Source organism: Microbacterium sp. NPDC091662, assembly GCF_044756705.1.
Lineage (GTDB): Bacteria > Actinomycetota > Actinomycetes > Actinomycetales > Microbacteriaceae > Microbacterium.
Map to the genome: position 1 here is coordinate 1,169,120 of NZ_JBIVTM010000001.1, position 22,308 is coordinate 1,191,427.

The 22,308-nt window shown below is 69.7% G+C and carries 22 protein-coding genes and 1 tRNA gene; 6 read left to right on the forward strand and 17 right to left on the reverse strand.

The window, feature by feature from the left end; all coding sequences use genetic code 11:
* Window positions 1-6: 6 nt before the first annotated feature.
* Both ilvA and ACIQLD_RS05610 read right to left on the reverse strand, forming a co-directional pair.
* Window positions 7-1,236 carry a threonine ammonia-lyase gene (gene ilvA / locus ACIQLD_RS05605; protein WP_402606027.1) on the reverse strand — a complete coding sequence of 410 codons (1,230 nt, stop codon included), beginning with the start codon at window positions 1,234-1,236 and terminating at the stop codon, window positions 7-9.
* Window positions 1,233-2,429, reverse strand: coding sequence for an AI-2E family transporter (locus ACIQLD_RS05610; protein WP_402606029.1), 1,197 nt, complete (start codon window positions 2,427-2,429; stop codon window positions 1,233-1,235). Before ACIQLD_RS05610 ends, ilvA begins: the two co-directional genes overlap by 4 nt.
* An 85-nt stretch (window positions 2,430-2,514) precedes the next feature.
* Between ACIQLD_RS05610 and ACIQLD_RS05615 the strand changes: the two genes are divergently transcribed.
* Entirely contained in the window at window positions 2,515-3,780 is a 1,266-nt protein-coding gene (locus ACIQLD_RS05615; RefSeq protein WP_402606032.1) for a winged helix-turn-helix domain-containing protein, read from the forward strand.
* Complete coding sequence (locus ACIQLD_RS05620) at window positions 3,777-4,682, forward strand: hypothetical protein (RefSeq protein ID WP_402606034.1); 906 nt, start codon at window positions 3,777-3,779, stop codon at window positions 4,680-4,682. The genes ACIQLD_RS05615 and ACIQLD_RS05620 overlap by 4 nt, the downstream gene beginning before the upstream one ends.
* A gap of 24 nt (window positions 4,683-4,706) precedes the next feature.
* Here the strand turns inward: ACIQLD_RS05620 and ACIQLD_RS05625 are convergent, their stop codons facing one another.
* From ACIQLD_RS05625 to ACIQLD_RS05635, 3 genes are all read right to left on the reverse strand, one after another.
* The gene (locus ACIQLD_RS05625; protein WP_402606036.1) at window positions 4,707-5,273 is read right to left on the reverse strand and encodes a LemA family protein; all 567 of its coding nucleotides are present in this window, start codon (window positions 5,271-5,273) and stop codon (window positions 4,707-4,709) included.
* A gap of 88 nt (window positions 5,274-5,361) precedes the next feature.
* A complete protein-coding gene (locus tag ACIQLD_RS05630) occupies window positions 5,362-6,675 on the reverse strand; it encodes a D-arabinono-1,4-lactone oxidase (protein WP_402606039.1) in 1,314 nt (437 codons plus the stop codon).
* Entirely contained in the window at window positions 6,672-7,919 is a 1,248-nt protein-coding gene (locus ACIQLD_RS05635) for an amino acid deaminase/aldolase (RefSeq protein ID WP_402606042.1), read from the reverse strand. Before ACIQLD_RS05635 ends, ACIQLD_RS05630 begins: the two co-directional genes overlap by 4 nt.
* Window positions 7,920-8,005: 86 nt before the next feature.
* On the opposite strand from ACIQLD_RS05635, the gene ACIQLD_RS05640 reads away from it, so the two are divergent.
* Window positions 8,006-8,078: transfer RNA gene (locus ACIQLD_RS05640), tRNA-Leu, on the forward strand.
* An 11-nt stretch (window positions 8,079-8,089) separates the two neighbouring features.
* Here the strand turns inward: ACIQLD_RS05640 and ACIQLD_RS05645 are convergent.
* From ACIQLD_RS05645 to ACIQLD_RS05695, 11 genes are all read right to left on the reverse strand, one after another.
* The gene (locus tag ACIQLD_RS05645; RefSeq protein WP_402606045.1) at window positions 8,090-8,755 is read right to left on the reverse strand and encodes a DedA family protein; all 666 of its coding nucleotides are present in this window, start codon (window positions 8,753-8,755) and stop codon (window positions 8,090-8,092) included.
* A 6-nt stretch (window positions 8,756-8,761) separates the two neighbouring features.
* Complete coding sequence (locus tag ACIQLD_RS05650) at window positions 8,762-9,700, reverse strand: cation-transporting ATPase (protein WP_402606048.1); 939 nt, start codon at window positions 9,698-9,700, stop codon at window positions 8,762-8,764.
* Window positions 9,701-9,994: 294 nt separating this feature from the next.
* On the reverse strand, window positions 9,995-11,521 hold the full coding sequence (locus tag ACIQLD_RS05655; RefSeq protein ID WP_402608491.1) for an NAD(P)/FAD-dependent oxidoreductase: 1,527 nt from the start codon (window positions 11,519-11,521) through the stop codon (window positions 9,995-9,997).
* Between the two features lie 25 nt (window positions 11,522-11,546).
* Window positions 11,547-12,854 carry a S8 family peptidase gene (locus ACIQLD_RS05660; RefSeq protein ID WP_402606051.1) on the reverse strand — a complete coding sequence of 436 codons (1,308 nt, stop codon included), beginning with the start codon at window positions 12,852-12,854 and terminating at the stop codon, window positions 11,547-11,549.
* A complete protein-coding gene (locus tag ACIQLD_RS05665) occupies window positions 12,851-13,393 on the reverse strand; it encodes a DUF501 domain-containing protein (protein WP_402606053.1) in 543 nt (180 codons plus the stop codon). Before ACIQLD_RS05665 ends, ACIQLD_RS05660 begins: the two co-directional genes overlap by 4 nt.
* A 47-nt stretch (window positions 13,394-13,440) precedes the next feature.
* Window positions 13,441-14,016, reverse strand: a complete 576-nt coding sequence (locus ACIQLD_RS05670; protein ID WP_402606055.1) for a septum formation initiator family protein — start codon at window positions 14,014-14,016, stop codon at window positions 13,441-13,443.
* A gap of 75 nt (window positions 14,017-14,091) precedes the next feature.
* A complete protein-coding gene (eno, locus tag ACIQLD_RS05675) occupies window positions 14,092-15,372 on the reverse strand; it encodes a phosphopyruvate hydratase (RefSeq protein ID WP_402606058.1) in 1,281 nt (426 codons plus the stop codon).
* Between the two features lie 131 nt (window positions 15,373-15,503).
* Entirely contained in the window at window positions 15,504-16,163 is a 660-nt protein-coding gene (locus tag ACIQLD_RS05680; protein ID WP_402606060.1) for an O-methyltransferase, read from the reverse strand.
* 31 nt (window positions 16,164-16,194) lie between these two features.
* A complete protein-coding gene (locus tag ACIQLD_RS05685; protein WP_402606062.1) occupies window positions 16,195-17,145 on the reverse strand; it encodes a lysostaphin resistance A-like protein in 951 nt (316 codons plus the stop codon).
* Window positions 17,142-18,200 (reverse strand): DUF1648 domain-containing protein, encoded by a 1,059-nt coding sequence (locus ACIQLD_RS05690; protein WP_402606064.1) that lies wholly within the window; start codon window positions 18,198-18,200, stop codon window positions 17,142-17,144. The genes ACIQLD_RS05685 and ACIQLD_RS05690 overlap by 4 nt, the downstream gene beginning before the upstream one ends.
* Complete coding sequence (locus tag ACIQLD_RS05695; RefSeq protein ID WP_402606067.1) at window positions 18,197-18,595, reverse strand: GntR family transcriptional regulator; 399 nt, start codon at window positions 18,593-18,595, stop codon at window positions 18,197-18,199. Before ACIQLD_RS05695 ends, ACIQLD_RS05690 begins: the two co-directional genes overlap by 4 nt.
* A gap of 109 nt (window positions 18,596-18,704) precedes the next feature.
* Here ACIQLD_RS05695 and ACIQLD_RS05700 point away from each other — a divergent pair, with 109 nt between their 5' ends.
* Window positions 18,705-19,175: a PaaI family thioesterase gene (locus ACIQLD_RS05700; protein WP_402606069.1), complete on the forward strand. Its 471-nt coding sequence runs from the start codon at window positions 18,705-18,707 to the stop codon at window positions 19,173-19,175.
* Here the strand turns inward: ACIQLD_RS05700 and ACIQLD_RS05705 are convergent.
* Window positions 19,156-20,178, reverse strand: a complete 1,023-nt coding sequence (locus ACIQLD_RS05705) for a LacI family DNA-binding transcriptional regulator (RefSeq protein ID WP_402606072.1) — start codon at window positions 20,176-20,178, stop codon at window positions 19,156-19,158. The genes ACIQLD_RS05700 and ACIQLD_RS05705 overlap by 20 nt on opposite strands.
* 105 nt (window positions 20,179-20,283) lie before the next feature.
* Here ACIQLD_RS05705 and ACIQLD_RS05710 point away from each other — a divergent pair, with 105 nt between their 5' ends.
* The gene (locus ACIQLD_RS05710; RefSeq protein WP_402606075.1) at window positions 20,284-21,294 is read left to right on the forward strand and encodes an alpha/beta hydrolase; all 1,011 of its coding nucleotides are present in this window, start codon (window positions 20,284-20,286) and stop codon (window positions 21,292-21,294) included.
* Window positions 21,291-22,292: an alpha/beta hydrolase fold domain-containing protein gene (locus ACIQLD_RS05715; RefSeq protein ID WP_402606077.1), complete on the forward strand. Its 1,002-nt coding sequence runs from the start codon at window positions 21,291-21,293 to the stop codon at window positions 22,290-22,292. Before ACIQLD_RS05710 ends, ACIQLD_RS05715 begins: the two co-directional genes overlap by 4 nt.
* Window positions 22,293-22,308 lie beyond the last annotated feature (16 nt).

Here is a 22,308-nt window from a genome sequence, read left to right on the forward strand (position 1 = left end):
GTGTGCTCAATCGGGGACGAGGATGGGCTCGAACCCAGCGCGACGCAGCGTGTCGAGCGTGTGCTCCGAGTGCTCGGGGCCGCGTGTCTCGACGCTGAGCTCGAGGATCACGTCGCTGATCTGGAGGCCGTGGCCGTGGCGGGTGTGCATCGCCTCGATCACGTTCGCACCGGCCTCGGCGATGAGCTCCGACACGCGGGCCAGCTGGCCCGGACGGTCGGGCAGCGGGATACGGATCGTGAGGTAGCGGCCGGAGGCGGCGAGTCCGTGCGAGACCACCCGCTGCAGCAGGAGCGGATCGATGTTCCCCCCGGACAGCACGGCCATCGTGGTGCCTGCGGCCGATACCTTGCCGGCCAGGATCGCCGCCACGCCGGCCGCGCCTGCGGGCTCGACCACGACCTTCGACTGCTCGAGCAGGATGAGGATGGCCCTGGCCAGGTCGTCGTCGGAGACCGTGACGACCTCGTCGACGAGGTCTTTGATGATGTCGAAGGGGATGGCCCCGGGACGCGCGACCAGGATGCCGTCGGCGATGGTCGGACGCGTCACGATGTCGACGGGCTCTCCAGCCGCGAGGGAGGGGGGAACGGCGGCCGCGTTCTCGGCCTGCACGCCGATGATGCGGACCGTGCGCCCGAGCTCCGCAGCGCGCGCCTTCACGGCCGCGGCGACGCCGGCGATGAGGCCGCCTCCGCCGATGCCGAGCACGACGGTGTCGACGTCGGGCGCATCTTCTAGAAGTTCGAGCCCGAGCGTCCCCTGCCCGATCACGACGTCTCGGTGGTCGAACGGGTGGATTAGCACCGCTCCCGTGCGCTCGGAGAACTCGGCGGCGAGACGCAGCGATGTCGCCACCGTCTCGCCCTCCAGCACGACCTCTGCTCCGTAGCCACGTGTGGCGAGCAGCTTCGGCACCGGGACGCCCAACGGCATGAAGATCGTGGCGGGGATGCCGAGTTCCTGCGCAGCGAGCGCCACTCCCTGCGCATGGTTGCCCGCAGAGGCCGCGACCACGCCACGGGAGCGCTCCTCGGCGCTCAGCTTCGACAGCCGGTATGCCGCACCGCGGATCTTGAACGACCCCGTGCGCTGGAGATTCTCCATCTTCAGCAGGACAGGGGCTCCGAGGACGTCGGAGAGGGCTCGCGACGGCAGCGTCGGCGTGTGCGAGATCACCTCAGCCAGACTCTGAGCTGCGTGCTCGAACTCGGTCAGGCTGGGGACTGCGCTCATCGATTCCTCCGTCTCCGCTCGCGCGGAACTGTGCTCCAGATAAGGTCTCCGCTCGGCCCGACGCCGGTGCGCCAGGATCCCGAGCTGATGGTCACGGCGGCGACGTTGACGAAGGCCGCCAACGGCACCGCGAACAGGGCGCCCGGGATGCCGGCGATCATCGCGCCGCCCGCGACCACGAGGACGACGGCGAGCGGATGAACCTTGACCGCCGAGCCCATCATGATCGGCTGCAGGATGTGCCCCTCGATCTGCTGGACGGCCAGGACCACCAGGAGCATCCAGAGTGCGATCCACGGACCGTTGTACACGAGCGCGAGGAACACGGCGACAGCACCGGTCACCACCGCACCCACGATCGGGATGAAGGAGCCGAGGAACACCAGCACGGCGACAGGGAGCGCGAGCGGCACCTGGAGCAGGAACGCCCCGAGTCCGATGCCGATCGCGTCGATCGTCGCGACGAACAGCTGGGTGCGCGCGTAGTTCACGATCGTGGTCCAGCCGTTGCGGGCGGCACCGTCGACCGCGAGGCGCGACTTGCGCGGGAAGATCTTGAGGGTCCATCGCCAGATGCCGGCACCGTCGGCGAGCAGGCAGATGAGGATGAACAGCGACAGCACCGCCCCAGTGGCGACATGGCCGACCGTGGTCCCGATCGCCAATGCGCCGGTCCACAGCACCTGGGCCTGCTCGTTGAGGAAGTCGAGACCCTGCTGCAGATAGTTCGCGATCTGCGTATCGGACAGATTCAGGGGGCCCTCGTGCAACCAGACCTGGAACTGGTCGAAGGCTTCCGTCGAGCGTTGCTGCACGTCGGGGAGCTGCGCGCGCACCTGCCAGACGACGAGCCACATCAATCCGGTGACGATGGCGGCCGTGCCGATCAGCGAGATGGCGATCGCCAGCCAGCGCGGAAGACCGTGCCGCAGCATCCATGAGAACGCCGGCCATAGCAGCGCGGTGATCAGGATTCCGACCATGAGCGGGATGACCAGGAGTTTGAGCAGCATCACCAGCCAGATGAAGACGCCGATCGCGGCGGCGATCAGAAGCAGCCGCCAGGCGTATCCCGCCGTTATCCGCAGAGGCAGCGGCACCGCCTCGTCGGCCTCGGTCGTCACTGTGCGGTCGGTGGAGACCGGGCGCGGACGGAACAGATCACGCAGCCGGGGTCGCTGGTCCTCGCTCATCGCCCAAGTCTACGGTCATGCCGTATGCCGTCGAACGCATCTTTCCCGTGGGCGGCATGTCGGCGGCCGGCGATACCCTGACGGTGTGACCGACACCCTCAGCTCCACCCAGGCACGCCGCATCGCTCTGGCCGCTCAGGGGTTCACCCGCGCGCGACCCGCATCGGTCGCCGGCCGCCATGTGCACCGGGTCATGGACCGGCTCGGCGTGCTCCAGATCGACTCCGTGAACGTGTTCGCCCGGTCCCACTACCTGCCGCTGTTCTCGCGGCTCGGCGCCTACGAACCCGCTCTCCTCGACCGCATCTTCCTCTCCCGCACGACTCACTATGTGGAGTACCTCGCGCACGAGGCGACCTTCATCCCGATCGAGGACTGGCCGCTCTGGCGGTTCCGCATGGACGACTTCCGCAGGCGTTGGGCCGGCGAGGACTCCTGGATGAGCAGCAACGCGCGAACGGTGCAGTGGGTGCAGGACGAGCTGCGTGTGCGCGGGCCGCTGCGACCGGCCGACCTGCGCGCCGATGCACCGCGAGAGCGAGGCACCTGGTGGGACTGGGACGATGTGAAGCTCGCCCTCGAGCACCTGTGGCGCACCGGTGACGTCGCGATCAGCGGACGCCGCGGTTTCGAGCGCACGTACGCATCGGCCGCGCACGTGATCCCCGACAGCATCCGCTCGCAGGAGGTCTCCCGTGCGGATGCGATCCTCGAGCTGACGCGCCGCGCGGCCCGTTCGAGCGGCGTCGCGACACAGTCCGACCTCGCCGACTACTACCGGATCCGCGACCGAGCCGCGGTCGCCCACTCGATCGCCGACCTCGTCGATGCGGGCGAGCTGCAGCCGGTGCAGGTACGCGGGTGGGAACGTGGCGGGCGCCCCCTGCCTGCATGGCGTCACCAGGACGCGGTGCTCCCCCGCAGAGTGGATGCCGCAGCGATCCTGACCCCGTTCGACCCGGTGGTGTGGTTCCGAGACCGAGCGCTGCGCGCGTTCGAGCTCGACTACCGCATCGAGATCTACGTGCCTGCCGAGAAGCGGCGATTCGGCTACTACTCCCTGCCGGTCCTCGTCGGCGACCGCATCGTCGCCCGGGTCGATCTCAAGGCCGACCGCGCGACGTCGACGCTGCAGGTGCAATCCGCCTGGTGGGAGCCGCAGGCCCGCCCGGGCGATGCGGAACAGATCGCGGCGGAGCTCGCCCTGGCCGCGACCTGGCAGGGACTGGAGAACATCTCGGTGTCACGCTGGGGCGATGCCACCGCGAGCGTGCATGCCGCACTGGCTGCGGGTGTGGGCACCGGCCCTGCCGTGCGGCGGCACGTGCATGCGCGGGAGAGCCCGGCATGAGCAGGGCCCGCTGGTGGCTGATCGGCGGTGCCACGGGGCTCGTCGTGGTCGCCGGAGGGCTGTGGCTCTGGCAGTCGACAGCCCTTTCGTCCACTCCCGAGCATGCGGCGCTCGACTATCTGCACGCTCTGGAATCCGGCGATCCCGATGCTGTGGCGGCGACCGGGATGAAGGTCTCGACGTCGGCCCTCGACGCGTTCGATGCCGCGACCGCGCTGATCGAAGAAGCGAGGGTCACGAGCGTCCGAGAAGACGCAGACGGTGCGTCCGCCGCCGTCGACATCGAGTTCGTCCTCGGTGACGCGGCGCAGGGCGGGCAGCTCAGGCTCGGCGTCGTCGACGGCCGCTGGAGCGTCGACGCCACGGGACTCGGCACCGTGACAGTGGACTCGAGCATCGGATCGGAGGTCGCGATAGGGGACGCGACCATGCCTGTGGGGAAGAGCATTCCCCTGCTGCCGGCGATCTACACCGTGGCCGCCGCGCCGGCCACGCTGCTCGACGGCGACAGCTCGGTGTCGGTGCTGCCCGGAGGGAAGACCGCGGCGACGGTCGACGCCGCCGTACGCCCGGAAGCGACGGCTGCCGCACAGGACCAGCTCGACGATCACCTCGAGACCTGTACCGCCCCGGCCACCGCGGAGGCGGAAGGCTGCGGAATCCGGATCCCCTGGGGGACGGAGTTCCGCGAGGTGTCCGGCATCCGCTATCGGATCGACGCGTCACCGACCATCACCCTGACCCCGACGGGTTTCACAGCAGAGGGCGGAGCACTCGTGGCCACCGTCACCGGGACCGGCGTGAACGGCGAGTCCCGCACGACCACCTATCGCACGGACTCCTGGACCCTGCGCGGCGACATCTCGTTCACCGCCGACGGTCTCGTGCTCTCACCGTGGTGACGGCACCAGGTCGAGCAGCGAGCGTCAGAACTGCACGCGCGGCGGTTCGGAGATGGCACTGCTGTCGGCGACCTCGAAGAACTCCCGCTCGGAGAAGCCCAAGCCCTTCGCGAACAGGTTGTTCGGGAAGACCTTGATCTTGGTGTTGAGCTCGCGCACACCGCCGTTGTAGAAACGGCGCGCCGCCTGGATCTTGTCCTCGGTATCGACCAACGCCTGCTGCACCTGGAGGAAGTTCGTGCTCGCCTGCAGCTGGGGGTACGCTTCGGCAACCGCGAACAGACTGCGCAGAGCCTGCTGCAAGTGCCCCTCGGCGATGCCCGCTTCACCGGGCCCTCCCGCCGAAAGGGTCTCGGCGCGCGCACGACTGACGTTCTCGAAGACCGCCTTCTCGTGCGAGGCGTATCCCTTGACCGTCTCGATCAGGTTGGGGATGAGGTCGGCTCGTCGCTTCAGCTGCACCGTGATTCCGCTCCACGCCTCATCGACGCGGACGTTCAGCTGCACCAGCGAGTTGTACGTGGCCCACAGATAGATGCCGACGAGCAGGATCACTCCGACAACGATCAGTACCGGCACGAGCCATTCCATCAGTGGCCCACCCTTCCTCGTGTTTCTCTCATCCTAGACGCGCAGTCTGCACGTGGACTGGGCATGCGCGGCCGCAGCCGCGCTCCGATCAGCTCCCGAGAACGCGCTCGAGGTACCGGTTGCCGAACCGACGTTCCGGGTCGAGGCGGTCGCGCAGCGCGACGAAGTCATCGAACCGCGGGTACCGCTCCCGGAGCCTCTCGGCGGTCAGCATGTGGAGCTTGCCCCAGTGCGGGCGGCCGCCGTACTCGTGCATGATCTCCTCCACGGCAGCGAAGTACTCCGTGGGGTCGGCACGCCAATATCGATGGACGGCGATGTAGGCGCTCGCACGCCCATGAGCCGTGGACAGCCAGCGGTCGTCGGCCGCCGCGAACCGCACCTCGATGGGGAACTCGATCCGCCAGCCACGCTGCTCGATGAGCGCCCGGACGGCTTGGAAGGCCGCCACGACGTTCTCGGCGGGGATCGCGTACTCCATCTCCCGGAACCGCACGGTCCTGCTCTGGATGAGAACCCGGTGCGAGAGCTCGGTGTATTCACGATCTCCGGTGAGCGTGACCGCGAGCCGGCTGAACGAGGGGGTGATCGCCGGGACGACCTGACCCGCCGCGCACACCACGCGATACACGCCGTTCGAGAGCAGCGTCTCATCGATCCATCGCCCGACCACCGGGAGCGGCTTGCGGACCGTCGCTTCCGGCAAGCGCGTCTGGCGCTTGGTCAGGGCCACATCGGTGTGGGGGAACCAGTAGAACTCGAAGTGGTCGGCCGCGGCGACGCGCTCGTCGAGGGTGGTGAGCACCTCGTCCAACGGCACCGGCTCATCGATCGCGTGCATCACGAACGCGGGCACACACTGGAGCGTGACCTCGACCATGATGCCGAGAGCACCCAGCCCCAGCGCCACCGCGGGCAGGAGCTCGCTCTCATGCTCATCGTCGATGCGGAGGAAGTCGCCGTCTGCCGTGACCATCGTGACTCCGACCACCTGGGTCGCGAGGCCGCCGTACTCCGCCCCCGTACCGTGCGTGCCGGTCGAGATCGCTCCGGCGATCGACTGCCGATCGATGTCGCCCAGGTTCTCCATCGCGAGTCCGTAGGGGGCGAGCAGACCCGGGATACGGTGCAGTCGAGTGCCCGCGAGCAGCGTCACACGTCCGGTGACCGCATCCGCCGAGACGAGACCCTGCAGATCGTCGAGTTCGAGCAGGACGCCGGGGGCGACGGCGATGCCGGTGAAACTGTGGCCGGCGCCGACGGCTTTCACCGGCAGGCCGTGCTTCACCGCGGCGACCACCGCCCGCTGCACGCCCTCGGGGCTGCGCGGACGCTCCACACGCACGGGTCGCACCGAGGCCGAGCGACCCCAGTTCTGCCAGGTGCCGCCGATTCTCGTCACAGGAAGGCCTTTCCCTCGCCGCGGTAGGTCGGCAGCTCGTCGATGATCTCGTCGCCCGAGACCAGGTGGTAGCTCTCGATGCGCTCGGCCGGCTCGCCGCTCTTGGCATGGCGGAACCAGACCCGGTCCCCGACCCCCAGCGATGTGGCTGCGGGGCCCTGGAGCGGTGTCTGCACTTCTCCGGCCGCTTCCCGGGAGAGCGTGTGCAGCCCTTCCGGCCACACGGGGCGCGGCTGACGCGACGCCACTGCGGGGCCGGACGCGATCCAGCCCCCGCCGAGCACCGTGGCGATGTCGACGGCCGGACGCCGGACGACGTCGAACGCGAACGCGGATGCCGGCGCAGGGCGGAAGGACCGGTAGCCGTCGAACAGATGACCGCCCAGGAGTCCGCTGCCCGCGCTCGCTTCGGTGAGGGACTCGTCGCTTCCGGTGAACTCGAGCGATCCGGTGCCGCCGCCGTTGAGGATCTCCAGCGGAGCGATCGCGCCGACGGCGGAGACGATGGCTGCCCTGCGTTCCCGCAATTCGGTGCGCGAGCGGGCCTGCACCATCCGGATCAACGGCGCATCGGGCCCGGCGTCATCGCCCTGTCCCGCGATCTGCGCGTCGTACATCTGCAGTCCCACGAGCCGGAATCCCGGCCGCGCGACGACCTTGCGGGCGAACGCGGCCACCTCGCCGGCGCTGAACAGCGCCGAGCGCCGCACGCCGATGTGCCCGAGGAGCGAAGAACGCCAGGAGGCATCGACATCGATCGCGACACGGAGCTCCGGGCGTGAACCAGGGCCCGCGACGCTGTCGATGAGATCGAGATGCACGAGGTCGTCGACCATCAGCGTGATGCGCTGCGCCGCCTGCTCATCGGCGAAGAGCCGTTCCAGACCGCCACGATCCACGGTCGGATAGCCGAGCATGATGTCGTCGTGCGTCTCGGCGAGCCACAGCGCCTCGTCCAACGTGAAGGCGAGGATGCCGTGGAACCCGGGCAGCTTCAGCACGGCATCGAGCACGGAACGTACGCGCACCGACTTCGAGGCGACACGGATCGGAAGCCCACCGGCACGCACGAGGAGATCCATCGCGTTGTAGCGGAGCGCCTCGCGGTCGATCACCGCGACCGGCGCGGGGAGATGACCCGTCACGGCCGACAGGCGCGGCCAATAGCGGGCCGGGTCCTCCCATTCGGGGGCGACCGCAGGCGCACCGTGGACGGGGCTCAGTTCGTCGATGAGGTCGAGCACTCCCCCACCCTATGGCCTCATCGGACTCCGGATCACCCCCGACGGCACCGCATCGCATACGAGCACGGCGATAAGCTGGCCGCGAGGCCCCCGTAGCCCAATGGCAGAGGCAGGCGACTTAAAATCGCTTCAGTCTGGGTTCGAGTCCCAGCGGGGGCACACACCGTCACTCAGTCGTCGGTAGGGGCTAACGACTTCCGTTCGCCTGCCGCCTCCCTGATCCGCCGCGCGACCAGGATCACGAGAGCGATCGCGATCGCCGAGTACACGGCGTAGTCGAGGTATCCGAGGTACTGCTCCAGCTGCTCGTGCTGCGTGCCCAGGGCTGCACCGACGCCGAGCAGGAGCGTGTTCCAGAGGCCGCTGCCGATGACCGTGTAGATGCTGAACGTCACGAGGTTCATGCGGGCGGCCCCGGCCGGGATCGAGATGAGGCTGCGGACGCCGGGGACCATCCGCCCGACCAGCACGGTCCAGCCGCCGCTGCGCACGAACCAGTCCGACCCGCGCTCGAGATCCGATCGACTCACCAGCCGAGTCGCCGCCAGCATGCGCACGGCTCGATCCATTCCGATCGCGGCACCGAGCCAATACAGCAACAGCGCCCCGAGCCAGGAGGCGAGGGTACTCCAGAAGATCAGCCATCCCAGGTTCAGAGGGCCGCTCTGGCTCAGGTATCCCGCGAACGGGAGGATGACCTCGCTCGGGATCGGGGGCACGAGGACTTCGAGGAAGACCAGCACCCCCACTCCGATGTCTCCGAGCGCGGTGAGGACGTCGGCCGCGAACCCGGTCAGCCCGGTGAAGCCGTGATCGGCGGCAGCAGCGAGATACATCGGCGGTCAGCGCCCGAAGATGTCGCCGATACCGGGGATACCGAGGTTGCCGAGCTGCTCGCCCCATCCGCTCGCCGCATCACCCAGCCCTGACACCGTCTCGCCGGCCGAACCCAGGAGATCACCGGCTCCTCCCGCAAGCGACTCGACGTCGATTCCGGACGCCAGGGACTCGATGTCGACGCCCTCCGCCAGCGCGCCGAAGTCGACACCGATGTTCGCGGCCTGATCCAGCAGGGGTCCGGCCACGGTGCTGAGGACGGCACCGCCCGCCACCACCCCGAGCAATCCGACGGCCGCGCCACCAGCGGCGACCGCAGCGCCACCGGCAGCGCCACCGACACCGGCACCACGCACTCGCGACAGCAGTCCGCGCATCCGGCCCGGCTTCATCGCCTCGGCACGTCCGGCGGCCCGGGCGAGGTCGTCCGGCGACGAGGACCGCGGGCGCTCCCCCGGTTCGAGCTCCTGCCGCATTCGGGCCGCCACCTGCGCACGCTGCTCGGGAGTGAGGCGGGCGAACGCCTCGCGGTGGATCTGTTCGACACGCTGCGGATCCGCGGACTGCAGGAGATAGTCATAGCGGGCGATGGCCGCCCGGTCCACGTCTGTCGCGCGCTGCGATGCCCTGGAGTAACCCGGAGCCGGGGGCGCATACGGATCCACCGGTGCGGCGCTCGCAGGACGAGCACGGTCACCGGCCGGGGCCGGGGGCGCATAGGGATCGGACGCTGCGGGACCATCCTGGTTCCGCATCGACGGCTGCGCAGGGTCGGCTTGCCCGCGAACGGCATCGACGGCGCCGCGGAGCATGCCTCCCCAGTCCGTCGACCGGGAACCGTCCTGCGAGCGCGATCCGTCGGCGGCGTGGCCGTTGCGCCCCGTGCCGGCGTTCTTCTCGAGTGCTTCGGATGCCATGCCGATCAGGCGGGAGAGCTTTCCCATGGGTGGTCCCTTTCGTGGTGCGGACCACCGCGGATCCACGACGTCGGGACGACGGCAGGGTTCTCTCGGCAGCCCGCGATGCGGGTGCCAAGGTCTCCTCCACCCTCACGGGCCGGCGGGCCGGAGCACGATCTCGTGCTCGTAATGACGACGTCGCCGCATTCGGGAGTACTCCCCTTGCCCGCGTGACGATACCGGCTGTACCTATGCATGGCCTCGGAGCCACCCCGCACAGACGAAGATCGGCCCCGACGCGGAGCGCGCGGGGCCGATCTACGTGGTGGAGAACGTCTGCTACTTGGCCGCAGCCTCAACCGGCTCGGGAGCCTTCTCGGCAGCCGGCTTCTTCGCTGCGGGCTTCTTGGCGGCCGGCTTCTTCGCGACGGGCTTCTCCGTCGCCTCGGCCGATGCGGCAGGAGCGGCCTTGGCCGCCGACTTCTTCGCGGCCGGAGCAGCCTTCGCGGCCGGAGCAGCATCTGCCACGGGAGCGGCGGGAGCAGCCGGACGCGGGCGGGCGGCGAACTCCTCGAAGACGTAGCGCGGGTTCTGCACCGTCTCGAGGTTCACCAGGTCGCGGCCGAGCCACAGGTTGTTCCACCAGCCCCAGATGACGCGGAACTTGCGCTCCCACGTGGGCATCGCGAGACCGTGGTAGCCGCGGTGCGCAACCCAGGCCACGAAGCCCTTGAGGGCGATCTTCCCGGACTGGAAGACCCCGTTGTACAGACCGAGACCGGCGACGGCACCGAGGTTCTTGTGGAAGTAGTCCTTGGGCTTCTCTCCGCGGAGGACCGCGACGAGGTTCTTCGCGAGCAGCTTGGCCTGCCGGACCGCGTGCTGGGCGTTCGGCACGCAGAAGCCGCCGACACCACCACCGGACAGGTCGGGAACCGCCGAGACGTCGCCGGCGGCCCACGCACCCTCGACGAATGCCTCGGGGGTGCCGACGCGCAGGTCGGCGCGGGTCTGGATGCGACCGCGCTCCTCGACCGGCAGGTCTCCGCCGCGGACGACGGTCGGGTTCGCCATGACACCGGCGGTCCACACGATGACGTCGGTCGGGATGACCTCTCCGGTGGAGAGCTCGACGTTGCCGTCGACGGCGCTCGTCAGCTGCGTGTCGAGGTGCACGTTGGCACCGCGCTTGGCGAGGTCCTTGAGCACCCACTCGCTGGTCTGCAGCGAGACCTCGGGCATGATGCGGCCCATCGCCTCGATGAGGTGGAAGTGGGTGTCGTCGAAGCTGATCTGCGGGTACTTGGCCACCAGCGCGGAAGCCAGCGACCGCAATTCGGCGAACACCTCGATACCGGCGAAGCCACCACCGACGACCACGACGGTCAGCAGACGGTCGCGCTCGGGGCCGGCCGGGAGCGCCGCAGCCTTGTCGAAGTTCGACATGACCTTGTCGCGGATCGCGACGGCCTCTTCGATCGTCTTCAGTCCGATCGCGTTGTCGGCGATGCCGGGGATCGGGAAGGTACGCGAGACGGCACCGGCGGTGACGACGATCTGGTCGTACGCGAACTCGTACGGCTCGCCCACGGGCGGCGTGATCGTCGCGACCTTCTGCGCGTGGTTGATGTTCGTCACCTTGGCGGTGAGCACGTGGGTGCGCTTGAGGTGGCGGCGGTGCGCGACCACCGAGTGACGCGCCTCGATGGAGCCGGCGGCGACCTCGGGCAGGAACGGCTGGTACGTCATGTACGGCAGCGGGTCGACCATGGTCACGTCGGCTTCACCCTTGCGCAGATGCTTCTCGAGCTTCCACGCGGTGTAGAAACCCGCGTACCCTCCGCCGACGATCAGGATCTTGGGCACAGTGCTGTTCTGAGGCACAGAAGAACTACTCCTCGGAGTCGGGGGTGTGGCGTACGGAAATGCGCGCCGATCGGATGCGCCGGGCAGCTGCGGTGACGCCAAGCGCTACCAGGATACCAGGGACCGTGAGCGCAATGAGCGGCAGGGTACCGTAGCGCAATGAATCCGCGCTGGGAAGCAACGGTGAACCGGCTTCGGTCGGTGCGTCTGCGGCCGGAAGAGGGGGCACGGCGACCGGGGTCCTCGTCTCGACGGGCTGCGGTTCCGTCTGCGCGCGGCGGAAGACGCGGATCCACTCCGCCAGGTCTCCCATGGGGTTCTCATTCACCGCGGGGATGTTCGCGGAGATCGCCGCTGCCGCATCGATCAGTCCGTACCCGTAGAGCGGATCCTGCGGCTTGATCGCATCGTCGACCGGGATCGCGGTCTTGATGATGCGGTTGATGACGTCGATCGCCTTGATGTCGGGGTGCGCCGAGCGGATCAGTGCCGCGACTCCCGCGACGATGGGTGCCGCCCCGCTGGTACCGCGCCAGGGGACGACCGAGCCGTCGGCCGAGACGCCGATCAGCCCCTCGCTGGGCGCCGAGATGCCGATCGTGATGCCCTGGGTCGACGCCTCGATGCTGGCCGTGCCCGTCTGGTCGACACCGCCGACGGTGAGCACGCCCGGAATGGTCGCCGGGGCACCGATGATGTTCGTCCCGCTCCCCCGGTTGCCTGCCGCGACCACCACCACCACATCGTGCTCGAACGCGTAGAGGAACGCATCGTCCCAGCTCTCGTCCCAATCGAGCGTGTTCGTGGTGAACGACAGATTGATGACGTCGGCCCCGTTGTCGACGGCCCACTTCATGCCCTTCGCCACCTGTTCGGTGAACGGCACCGCCGCGGCCGCGCCGAAGCCCACGGAGATCGAGAGCAGGTTGGCCTCGGGCGCGACACCGATCATGCCCGTTCCGTCCGGCGCACCGCGCCCGGCCGCGAGCGAGGCCACCCACGACCCGTGGTTGCCGTCGACGGCACCCAGCGGCGTGCGCCCGTCCGGCGTGCCGGCGCCGGACACGTCGGTGCCCCCGACGACCGCGTCGCCGAAGACAGACGGCACCTTGCCGATGCCCGTGTCGATCACCGCGATCGTCACCCCCTTGCCGCGCGTGGTCTGCCAGGCTTCGCGGACGCGTGCGCCGTCGAGCCAGTACTCCGAAGCCCGTACCGGATCTGCGGGATCGTCGGGGATCGGCGGCGGGGTGGCGGAGGCGCCGATGAGCAGCACAGTCGTCGCGACCACCACGATGGCGGCAGCGCTGCGCAGCTTACGGCGCGCGGTCATGCCGAGGACGCCACCACGTCGCGAACGGCGGCACCGGGGTCTTCGCAGCGGCAGACGGAGGGCGACCACGAAGAGCGTGCGAGTGCGGCATCGCCGATCGGGTTGACTCCGGGGCCTGCAGCCAGGGCGTGTCCGGCCAGGGCGTGCAAGCACTTGACTCGCGTGGGCATGCCTCCGGCGGAGATGCCGTCGATCTCGGGAACCTCGCCGAACTCCCCCCGGTCGGCCAGGTAGGCCTCGTGGGCTGCGAGATAGGCCGCGGCCACGTCGTCGTCGTCGGAAAGGAGAGCCGCGAGCTCCGGCATCACCTGGGTGGCCTCGAGCGTCGACATCGCCGCCGTCGCCGCCGGGTGCGTCAGGTAGTAGAAGGTGGGGAAAGGCGTGCCGTCCGGCAGGCGCGGCGTGGTCGCGACGACCGTCGGGTTGCCGCACGCGCAGCGGGCCGCGATGCCCACCACTCCTCGGGCGGAACGGCCGAGCTGCGCCGATACGACGGCGAGCTCAGCGGGCGTGGGTGCAGGGAACGGCGGCGTGGTCACCCCACCAGCGTAGGGGAGCCGCCAGGGAAGATGCTCGAAGCGATCGCTCAGGGAGCGACGGCGGCCGTGTCGCTGAGCCCGGTCGATACGAGCGTACGCAGCAGTTGCGGCATCCAGTCGGTCGGCGTCTCGACGAGCGAATCGCTCACGGGATCCTGCTCGCGCGGAAGCGCTGCGGGGTCGAGGTCGTTGTCGATCAGATAGACGACCTCGCCGGGCTTGACGTAGTAGAGGCGTTCGCGAGCCTGCGTCGTGATGTACGCGGGATCGTTCCAGCGTTCGCGCTCGGCGACGAGCGCCTCGATCTGCTCTTCGCTCACCTTCACCGATGCCTCGAGAGCGGCGATCTTCTGACGCTGGTCGATGAAGGTCCCGAGCGTCGGCACGAGCACCCAGGCGCCCAGCACGACCAACGACAGCATGATGACGGAGAACGCCGACAGCCGGATGCCGGACGCCCACTCGCGGACATCGACGCGGGGCGCCGCCCCACGGGGCGCGCCCGATGCACGTCGGCTCGACGACTGCGCCGTCTGCGCCCGGGGCTTCGCGCCCTTCTTCGCCGCCGGGGGCGAGGCCTGCGCGCGCGGAGACGGCGAAGGAGGAGCCGGTCGTCGTGCCACGGCTCCTCCTTCGTCATGCCGCATCAGCGGCGGTCTTCACCGCCTTGTCGGCGGCTTCCTCGATGTGGCGTGCGCTCAGGCCTGGTAGCGCGGGAACGCGGAGCGGCCGGCGAAGACCGCGGCATCGCCGAGCTCTTCCTCGATGCGCAGCAGCTGGTTGTACTTCGCGACACGCTCGCTGCGCGCAGGAGCACCCGCCTTGATCTGGCCGGCGTTGGTCGCGACGACCAGGTCGGCGATCGTGGTGTCCTCGGTCTCGCCCGAGCGGTGCGAGAGCATCGCGGTGTAGCCGGAGCGCTGCGCCAGGCTGACCGCGTCGAACGTCTCGGTGAGCGTGCCGATCTGGTTGACCTTGACGAGCAGCGAGTTGGCGACACCGCGCTTGATGCCGTCGGCGAGGCGCTGCGGATTGGTCACGAACAGGTCGTCGCCGACCAGCTGGACCTGGGAGCCCAGGGCGTCGGTGAGGTGCTTCCAGTTGTCCCAGTCATCCTCGGCGAGTGCGTCTTCGATCGTGACGATCGGGAAGTCCTTGACGAGACCGACGTAGTACTCGGTGAGTGCGGCGGCGTCCCAGTCCTTGTTGTCGAGACGGTAGACACCGTCTTTGAAGAACTCGGTGGCGGCGACGTCGAGGCCGAGGGCGATGTCGGTGCCGGGGGTGAAACCGGCCTTCTCGATCGCCTTCACCAGGAAGTCGAGACCCTCACGGTTGCTGGGCAGGTCGGGGGCGAAGCCGCCCTCGTCGCCGAGGCCGGTCGCGTAGCCGGCGGCCTTCAGCTCGGCACGCAGCACGTGGTAGGTCTCCACGCCCCAGCGCAGCGCCTCGGAGTAGGTCTCGGCGCCGATCGGCGCGAGGAAGAACTCCTGCATGTCGATGCCGTTGTCGGCGTGCTCGCCGCCGTTGATGACGTTGAACAGCGGAACGGGCAGCACGTGCGCGTTCGGGCCGCCGAGGTAGCGGAACAGCGGGAGGTCGGCCGAGTCGGCCGCGGCCTTGGCCACCGCGAGGCTCACACCGAGGATGGCGTTGGCGCCGACGCGCTTCTTGTTCTCGGTGCCGTCGACATCGATCAGGATCTCGTCGACGATGCGCTGCTCGCTCGCCTCGACACCCTCGATCGCCGGTCCGAGCTCGTCGATGATGGCCTCGACGGCCTTGAGCACGCCCTTGCCGCCGTAGCGACTCTTGTCTCCGTCGCGGAGCTCGTATGCCTCGAACGCGCCCGTGGATGCGCCGGACGGAACGGCCGCCCGCTGCACGATGCCGTCGTCGAGGAGGACCTCCACCTCGACGGTCGGGTTTCCGCGCGAGTCGAGAATCTCGCGTGCGCCTACAGCCTCGATCAGTGCCACTGATGTGCTCCTTGCTCAGGGGGAAAACGTTGTGTGGAGCGTCGTCGATCCGCGCCCAGTCTAGCCCGGCCTCCCGACGGACTTCGGGACTCGCCCGGACGCGAATCGACCGCGGCGGGAAGCCCCGAAGGTCAGACGACCACGGCGATCGCGAAGCCGTCCCATCCCTTCACGCCCACGGTCTGCAGAGCCGTCGCATCGAAACGCGGGTCCTCCCCCAGCATCCGCAGTCCCTCGCGGGTGCCCACGACCTTCGGATCGGTGCTGTCTTCGCGCACGATCTCGCCCTCGCGCCCGATGTTGTCGAGCACGATCACGGTGCCGGGGTGCCCGAGCTTCGCCGCCCAATCGAGGTAGATCGTGTTCGACTCCTTGTCGGCGTCGATGAAGACCAGGTCGAATCCGCCGACCAGAGTCGGCAGCACGTCCGCTCCCCTCCCCACTCGGATGTCGACGCGATCGCCGACGCCCGCGGCGTCGATGCTGGCACGGGCGACCGCCGCGTTGTCCGACTCCGCCTCGATCGTCACGACCCGGCCGTCGGCGCCGACGGCGCGAGCGAGCCAGATCGTCGAGTAGCCGCCGAGCGTGCCGACCTCGAGCACCCGACGCGCGCCGCTGATGCGCACGAGAAGGCTCAGCAGTTTGCCCGCGACCGGGGCGACCTCGATCTCCGGCAGACCGGCTGCCCGCTGGGCGGCGAGGGCCGACTCCAGCTCCGTATCGGGACCGACGAGAAGGCCGGAGAGGAAGGAGTCGGCGTCGGACCAGGCGGCAGGGGTGGATTCCATGGCCTCAGCCAACCCCCGACGCCGCCCTCCGTCAAGGCCGGGGTACCGAGAGCAGCCGCCCCGGGGCGTCGGCGAGCTCGGGCTGGGCGCGGAACTGTCCGGTCACCTGGAGGATCACCGCGACGAGCGCCAGCACGATCCAGGTCGCGACACCGAGTGGTCCTGCCAATGCCATGTCGGGCTGGGTCGCGGCGAAGATGAGGATGAGTCCCGCAGCGGCGTTCAGCGATCCGTGCGCGATGACCGCCGGCCACACCGACGCGGACCGCAGTCTCAGCCAACCGAGCAGAACTCCCCAGGTCACGCATCCGACGACCATGAACAGGACGCCCGTGATGTCGGTGCGCCCGAAGTTGTAGCCGAGCAGGATGATCGGGCTGTGCCACACGCCCCAGATCACGCCGCTGAGGATCAGGGCCGGCCAGGTGCCGAGCGGACGCAGCGCGGGAAGCAGCCACCCCCGCCAGCCGAGCTCCTCGCCGAACGCGAAGAGGCTGTTGAACAGCGCACCGACGGGGATCATCGCGAGCTGCGCGAACACGATGACCTGGACAGGAGGCAGGGGCACGCCCGCCGGAACCGCCTTCTCGAGCTCGGCGGCGAAAGCCGCGAACGTCAGATCGAGCTGCACGAAACCGAGCGCGACCGACAGGAGCAGGCCGAGACCCACCAGCAGCGGCGGCGCGAGCCACCCCGCGACCATGAGCCAGATCACGCGCTTCGCAGGGCGCAGCGGCCACAGCCCGAGGAAGCGGGCACGGTGCCGCGGTGCGGGGACGCGCATCACGAAGGTGACGACCAGAGCAGCCACGGCCGGGGTGAACATCATCACCGGCAACAGGAACGCCGAGATCGGTTCGGCGAGGCCGTCGCCGAGCCACAGGGGCATGGCCACCAGCCAGGAGAGGGCGAAGGAGACCGCCACGAAGACGATCACCGCGGTCCACGGCACGCGGCGCGCGCGCAGGGCCTGGTCGCTCATGACATCGCCTTTCCGGGGTCGGTCGCGGGCGTGCCCGCGGTGCGCGCGCGGTCGACGTAGGCCTGCAGCAGTGCCGCAGCCTCTTCCGCGCCGTCGATCGTCACGATGAAGGGCCGCCGGCCACGTCGGGAGACCTCGATCGCGGAACCGCTGCGCATGACGATGCCCGTGCGCCCGTCGACGGCGATGCGCCATCCCCACCCGCCGAACTCGCCGAACGGGGAGATGTCGACGGCGCGCGCCGACTCGACCTCTTCGAGCGGGATGCGGATGCGCGGCCACCCCAGCAGGGCGCGAGCGGAGAAGCCCTCCGGCGTGACCGTGACGCGGAACGAGGCGGTCGCCGCGAGGGCGAAGCCCACGACCAGCACGACCAGCGCGACGATCCAGCCCCCTTCGACGCCGGTGCCGAGCATGTACGCGGCGAGCGCGACGAGACCGAGGAGCACGAACAGCAGGAAGGCGAGCGCACCGCGCGGCATCGTCGTCGTGGCCACCCACACGACACGTTCCCCCTTCGCGACGTGCACCGAGTAACGAGGCTCGAGGGTGCGTCCCTGCTCCGGTCGCACGCGCGGCTGCACCATCCAGGCGATGCCGCCGATCAGCACGAGTGCGCCGAAGGAGAGCGCCATCACCCCGCCGATACCCGGCGCGTCGGCGACATCGGTCAGATCGCGCTGGATCGCGAGGGATCCGAGGCTCATGACGGCGGCGAAGGCGGACATGCCGGCAGCGAGTGCGCCCATCAGCCGGGCCGCCCCGCCCCAGTGCGCACCGACGGACGCGAGGGTGACGATCGCCATCAGCGCCGGCAAGCCGAGCCCGACCCCGACGAGGATCCAGAGATACACGGACGGCGGGCCGAACCTGTCGGCGCCGCTCACCCCCCAGTGCGTCGCCACCTGTGCCGGCAGCGCGGGCAGCCAGGCGAGGAGGACCACGACGGCGACGGCGGTGATCACGATCGGCAGGATCACCGCGACGATGAGGAAGGTCAGCCGCGCGCGTCGCAGCAATGGGGGCGGCGTGCGGGTGATGTCGTGGGTGGTCATGGCGAGTCCTCCTCGCGGCTGTCGGGGCGGTTCGGTTCGGTTCGGTCGTCGCGGTGCGACTGCACGATGCCGGCGAGCGTGTCGGCAGAGACGCCGAGGGCCGCAGCACGACGCACCAGCTCGTCGATCTCATGAGCGAGTTCGGCGAGGGGCGCGGCCGACGCCGCGATGACCGCTCCCCTGCCGCGGCGCAGGTCGACCAAGCCCTCATCGCGCAGCCGCTGATAGGCGTGCAGGACGGTGTGCTGGTTGATGTCGAGCGCTTCGGCGACATCGCGCGCCGCGGGAAGGCGGTCGCCGGGGGCGAGGACCCCGGTGAGGATGTCGGAGCGGATGGAGGCCGCCACCTGGTCGTACAGCGCGCGGGGACTGTCGGGATCGACGCGGATGAGCATCCGACCCTCCTCTCCTGGAATTGCTACTTATTCTATGCGAACTAGAACAACTGTGACAACCCTCCAGACGTCTTTGTCACTGTCGGTCAGGTGCTCCACACTGGCCTTCATGCGCATCACTCCCCGCCGTCTCGCGATCGGCATGAGCCTGTGGATTCCCAACCTCTTCAGCGGCATCCGCATCCGCCGCTTCAGCGAGGATTGGACGCACGCCACCGTCGAGCTGCACGTCAACGTCTTCACCCGCAACTACGTCAAGACCGCGTTCGGCGGCTCGATGTCGGCCATGACCGATCCCTACTTCTTCATGCTGGTGATGCACCAGCTCGGACGCGACCACGTCGTGTGGGACACCCGTGGCGAGATCGAGTTCCTCAAGCCCGGACGAGGCGTGCTCACGGCCGAGTTCGACGTGTCGAAGGAGAAGGCGGAGGAGATCCGCGAGCGGGCACGCGGCGGAGCCAAGGTGCTCGAGTGGTTCGAGACCGTCATCACCGACCGCGAGGGCGATATCGTGGCGAAGGTGCGCCGCGAGGTCTACATCCGCGAGAAGAAGCGGGTCACCGCGGCTCGGAGCTGATCGCCCCGGCGAGGGTCGACGACCTCGCGAGGGTCGACGACCGGGCGATCAGTGTGGGGGCGAGGCGCACGGTGCCGTGGTCGGCCGCTGCGCCCGACACCCGTCCGAGGACGAGTTCCAGAGCCGTGCGCCCGCTCTCCTCGAACGGCTGCCGCACCGTCGTGAGGTCGAGGGCCGCCGCGACCTCACCGTCGTCGTAGCCGACGACCGCGAGCGGGGCGGTGGCGGGATCCGCACGCATCGCCGACAGCACGGCGGCCGCGAACTGGTCGTGGTTCGCGACGATCGCCGTCGCACCTGCGGCGCGTGCCGCAGCGATCACCCGGCCGTCGACCGCAGAGGGATCGGCCACAGCCAGGTCGGTCATCGCCAGGTGCTGCGTGAGCCCTTCGATGCGGAGCATCCCGGCCGACACGTAGGCCGGCGAGCGCTGCGGCTCATGCACGAACAGGACGCGGCGATGTCCGAGGCCGGCGAGGTGGCGGCCGATCTGCGCACCACCGTCGCGGTCGTCGACGAGGACGACGGGACCTCCCACGTCCGACCGTGTCGGTACCACGTCGACGTAGACCACCGGGATGCGCGCGGCCCTGCTCGCCCGACGTGCCGCGCCGCCGAGAGGAACCCCCATCACCACGAGGCCGGTGGCGTCCGTGCGCGTGGGCAGCACGTCGAGCAGCGGCTCATCGGCCGCGGCCGCGGAATCGAGGTCGTAGGGGATGATGTCGACCGCCGCATCCCTGGCCCGGCGGAGCATTCCGGACAGACGTCGCAGATACGACGGGTAGGTGGTGAACGGTGCAGCGACCGCGATGCGCGCGGCCCCCACCCGCCGACCCTGCGTCATCCGATACCCGAGCGCGGTGGCCGCAGCCACGATGCGTTCGCGGGTCTCCTGCCGCACCCGATGCGGCGCGCTCACCGCCAGCGACACGGTGGAGATGCTCACTCCCGCGCGCTCCGCGACGTCGTAGATGGTGACCCGTCCCGGTCGTGCGCGCATGCTCGGACCCCGTTCTTCATCGAAGTTCTTCGATTCCTCAGACTAGGTCCGAACCCGCCCGGTCGGAACCCGTCCGGGTGCGGAACCCATCGAAGGAGATGCCCGATGCCGACACCGCGGTCCCGATTCCGGCGCCCGACCCTCGACAGCGCCGTCGCGGCGTGGGAGGAGCGGGTCGCGCCTCTGCTCGAGGAGGAACCCGCAGACCCCGCAGGACGACGCCGGGTCGCTGCCAGGAACGACGAGATCGTGAGCGCCGCGCTCGGGATCACCCCGCTCCCCACCGCCGCCGAGGACCACATCGTCCCGGTCGACGGGCACCCCGACGTACGCGTGCGCGTGTACTGGCCCGGCCAGGAGCGCACGCCACCCGGCTCGGGCCTCCCCGCGCTGGTGTACTTCTACGGCGGCGGATTCACGATCGCCGGGATCGACTGGATCTCGTGGGACGCCCGCTTCCGTGTCAGAGCACGGGACGCAGGGATCGTGATCGTCGCGGCCGACTACTCCCACGCTCCGGAGCAGAGGTTCCCCACCCAACCGGAGCAGTGCTGGTCTGCGTTCGAGTGGACGCACGCCCACGCGGAGGAGTTGGGAGCGGCGCCGGACCGGATCGCCGTGGGCGGAGCCTCGTCGGGAGGCGACCTCGCCGCGGCCGTGACGCTCATGAACCGCGACCGCTCCGGCCATCCGATCGCCCTGCAGCTGCTGGAGAACCCCGCACTCGACCTGACCATGGGTCATGCCGACATGGGCGGCATCGATGCACGCATGCCGGGAGTCATCGTGCGCGCGGTCGGCCGTACCCTGGTGCGGCAGTATGTCGGCGAGGATGCCTCGGCCGCTCGTCTCCCGTATGCGTCGCCGCTGCGGGCCGCATCGCACGAGGGGCTTCCGCCCGCTGTGATCCTCACCTCCGAGCTCGACCCCCTGCGCGGCGATGGAGAAGCCTACGCACGAGCGCTCTCCGCCTCCGGTGTCCCGGTGACCGCCATGCGCTTCATCGGACAGACGCACGGCTCCCTCGGTTCCACCGGATTCGTGCCCGCGGCGGATGCCGCGCACCGTCTGGTCGTCTCCGAGTTGCGCACGCTCCACGAAGGAACGACGGAATGAGCGATCAGGAGCAGCGCCGGCCGCCGCTGAATCCGGCGATCCTGGAGTGGATCCAGCGCATCCGCGAGCTGTCGGCGACCCTTCCCGACCTGGAGTCTCCCGCCATAGGAGCGCGTCGCCGGGCGCAGCGGGAGCTGAGCGACCTCCTGGCCTCCGAGTTCACCGCACCGGTTCCCTCGGGCGTGGACATCGACGACCTGGAGGTGGCGGGAGGAGAAGGTCCGCTGCGTGCCCGACGGTTCCGCACCGCAGCCGCGACAGGTGCCCTCCCCACGATGCTGTGGCTGCACGGCGGAGGTTGGACCGGCGGCACGATCGACGAATCACTCAACGATCGTCTCTGTGCGGATCGCGCAGTGCGCTCCGGCGTGCAGATCGTGTCGCTGGAGTACCGGCTGGCACCCGAGCACCCGTTCCCCGCTCCTGTCGACGACGCCGTCGCGGCCTTGGCGGATCTGCGCGCGCGTGCCGACGAGCTCGCGATCGACGCGGATCGGCTGGGCGTGGGCGGCAACTCCGCCGGTGCCACCGTCGCGGCCTCCGCTGCGCTGCGCGAGCGCGACGCCGGGATATCGCTGCACCACCAGGCGCTCGAAGTGCTGCCCGCTGCGCTGCGCATCGTCGGCGAGTCGATGGCCGCCGACATGGCGACGGCCCTGCACCTCGCCGACGTCTATCGCTGCGGTGCTCCCCTCGCCGAGGCTTCTCCGCTGGACGCGCCGGACCACCGCGATCTCGCCCCCGCCCTCATCCTCGCCGCCGAGTTCGATCCGCTCCGCGACGGCGCCACGGCGTACGCCGACGCTCTGCGCAACGCCGGCGTCCCCGTCGTGCTGCGTATCGGCGCCGGCCACGATCACGCCTCCCCCGGCCTCACCGGCCGGTGGGAGGGGGCACGCGAGTGGCGCGACGTCTTCGTCTCGGCGCTTTCCGACGCCTACCGCTCGACCGTCCGCCCGAACGCCGATCCGGTGACGACCGCCGGCGCCCGCCCGTGACCCCTCCACACCCCGA

Bases quoted from the DNA above. Each gene is read 5' to 3' on its own strand.
- ACIQLD_RS05625 (WP_402606036.1), bottom strand. From the start codon at position 5,273: ATGGAATGGCTCGTGCCGGTACTGATCGTTGTCGGAGTGATCCTGCTC.
- ACIQLD_RS05690 (WP_402606064.1), bottom strand. From the start codon at position 18,200: ATGACCACCCACGACATCACCCGCACGCCGCCCCCATTGCTGCGACGC.
- ACIQLD_RS05660 (WP_402606051.1), bottom strand. From the start codon at position 12,854: ATGACCGCGCGCCGTAAGCTGCGCAGCGCTGCCGCCATCGTGGTGGTC.
- ACIQLD_RS05700 (WP_402606069.1), top strand. From the start codon at position 18,705: ATGCGCATCACTCCCCGCCGTCTCGCGATCGGCATGAGCCTGTGGATT.
- ACIQLD_RS05695 (WP_402606067.1), bottom strand. From the start codon at position 18,595: ATGCTCATCCGCGTCGATCCCGACAGTCCCCGCGCGCTGTACGACCAG.
- ACIQLD_RS05710 (WP_402606075.1), top strand. From the start codon at position 20,284: ATGCCGACACCGCGGTCCCGATTCCGGCGCCCGACCCTCGACAGCGCC.
- ACIQLD_RS05620 (WP_402606034.1), top strand. From the start codon at position 3,777: ATGAGCAGGGCCCGCTGGTGGCTGATCGGCGGTGCCACGGGGCTCGTC.
- ACIQLD_RS05680 (WP_402606060.1), bottom strand. From the start codon at position 16,163: ATGGAATCCACCCCTGCCGCCTGGTCCGACGCCGACTCCTTCCTCTCC.
- ACIQLD_RS05685 (WP_402606062.1), bottom strand. From the start codon at position 17,145: ATGAGCGACCAGGCCCTGCGCGCGCGCCGCGTGCCGTGGACCGCGGTG.
- ACIQLD_RS05705 (WP_402606072.1), bottom strand. From the start codon at position 20,178: ATGCGCGCACGACCGGGACGGGTCACCATCTACGACGTCGCGGAGCGC.
- ACIQLD_RS05650 (WP_402606048.1), bottom strand. From the start codon at position 9,700: ATGGGAAAGCTCTCCCGCCTGATCGGCATGGCATCCGAAGCACTCGAG.
- ilvA (WP_402606027.1), bottom strand. From the start codon at position 1,236: ATGAGCGCAGTCCCCAGCCTGACCGAGTTCGAGCACGCAGCTCAGAGT.
- ACIQLD_RS05645 (WP_402606045.1), bottom strand. From the start codon at position 8,755: ATGTATCTCGCTGCTGCCGCCGATCACGGCTTCACCGGGCTGACCGGG.
- ACIQLD_RS05610 (WP_402606029.1), bottom strand. From the start codon at position 2,429: ATGAGCGAGGACCAGCGACCCCGGCTGCGTGATCTGTTCCGTCCGCGC.
- ACIQLD_RS05715 (WP_402606077.1), top strand. From the start codon at position 21,291: ATGAGCGATCAGGAGCAGCGCCGGCCGCCGCTGAATCCGGCGATCCTG.